We start from the raw sequence: 1,516 nt of genomic DNA, 5'->3' as shown, positions 1-1,516 counted from the left end.
GGTCATCGCGCTGCTCAGCCTTGCCGCCGGGCATTTCGCGGCGCGCCGCCTGCGTCGCCGGGTCGAAACGGTCAACGCCGCCTTCGCCGCCGTACGCGCCGGGCGCATCACCGCGCGGGCGCCGGGCGCTGGCGAAAATGACGAGCTGGCCGAACTGGCCGCCAACACCAATGCGATGCTCGATCAGGTCGAACGGCTGATCGAGGCGCAGCGCGCCGTGTCGGACCAGACCGCGCATGAAATCCGCACCCCGCTCATGCATCTCGACACCCGCATCCTCAAAGCCATGCAGGGGACGCAGGACGAGGAATTGCTGCGCACGCTCGACCAGTCGCGCGGTGAAATACGCAATGTCGTGCGCCTGCTCGATTCGCTGCTCGACATTGCGGGGACGCAGGCGATGCGCGGCGACCTGCGCGGCCTGCTCGATACCAATCTCAGCGAGATTGCCGACAATCTGGCCGACCTCTACGGCGCGAGCGCGGAGGAATTGGGGATCGGCTTCCACGCCCGCATCGCGCCCGGCGTCATGCTGCGCGCTGACCCGATGCAGATGACGCGCCTGCTCTCCAACCTGCTCGACAATGCGTTCAAATATGTGCCGAGCGGCGGCAGCGTGTCGCTTACCCTGTCGGTGGGACCGCATATCGTCGTGCAGGATGACGGACCCGGCATCCCCGCCGCCGATCGCGATCGCGTGTTCGAACGCTATGTCCGGCTCGACGGCGCGCAGGGCGGGGGCCATGGCCTCGGCTTGTCGCTTGCCAGAGCGATCGCACAGCGGCATGACCTTTCCCTTCATGTGGAGGACGCCGTGCCCGGCGCGCGTTTCGTCGTCCAGCCGGAGGATGATTGATGATCAGGCTGTTGCCCGTCTTGCTGCTCGGCGCTGCACCTGCCGCGCCCGCGGCGGACATGCGACCTGCCGATCCGGTGCTGCGGACCTTGCTGGAGGGCGATGCCGCCCATGCCAGCGGCAACCACGCCGCCTTGCTTGACACCGTCCAGACCTTGAAGGCGCTTGGTGCAACCCCGGCCGAGGGGCAGGAGGATCTCGCCGACCGCTGGACGCATGAAGCGCAGGCGCATGGCGCGGCCCCCTCCACGCTCGCCTTTCGCGGCCGTGCGCTTGGCCCGGCCTATCGGCGCGGGTCGCTGGTGCCCGGTGGTAGCGTGACGATGCGCCAGCTGTTCCTCGGCGGCCAACGTGCGCAGATATCGGTCGCACCCGCAAATGGCAGCGCCGCGAACCTGTCGATCCGCGTCCATGGCGCGGATGGCGAAACGCTCTGCGCCAAGCCGGTCGGCGGGCCGCAGGCCGATTGCGCCTGGCTGCCGCTTTTTACCGATCGCTATGACATCGTGATCGAAAATGGCGGCAAGGCAGCCGTCGGCTTCTACCTCATCATGCGCTGAAAAAGCGCTCAGTCCGCGTCCGGGTTACGGAAATTGAGCCGCCGCGTGACGGTATAGTCCAACACCCCCACCAGCAGATAGCTGATCCATTGCTTGATCA

General features: G+C 67.1%; 2 protein-coding genes. Both read left to right on the top strand.

The window, feature by feature from the left end; all coding sequences use genetic code 11:
• On the top strand, nt 1-856 hold an 856-nt coding region (locus tag IL54_RS24880; RefSeq protein ID WP_193378824.1), incomplete at its 5' end, for a sensor histidine kinase.
• A complete protein-coding gene (locus tag IL54_RS07070) occupies nt 856-1,416 on the top strand; it encodes a hypothetical protein (protein WP_037474316.1) in 561 nt (186 codons plus the stop codon). The genes IL54_RS24880 and IL54_RS07070, both read left to right, overlap by 1 nt.
• Nucleotides 1,417-1,516: the final 100 nt, after the last annotated feature.

It is taken from the genome of Sphingobium sp. ba1 (assembly GCF_000743655.1).
GTDB lineage: Bacteria > Pseudomonadota > Alphaproteobacteria > Sphingomonadales > Sphingomonadaceae > Sphingobium.
This window is presented reverse-complemented; position numbering and strand designations above follow the sequence as displayed.

Coding starts and splice junctions, on each gene's coding strand:
- IL54_RS07070 (WP_037474316.1), top strand. CDS start 856: ATGATCAGGCTGTTGCCCGTCTTGCTGCTCGGCGCTGCACCTGCCGCG.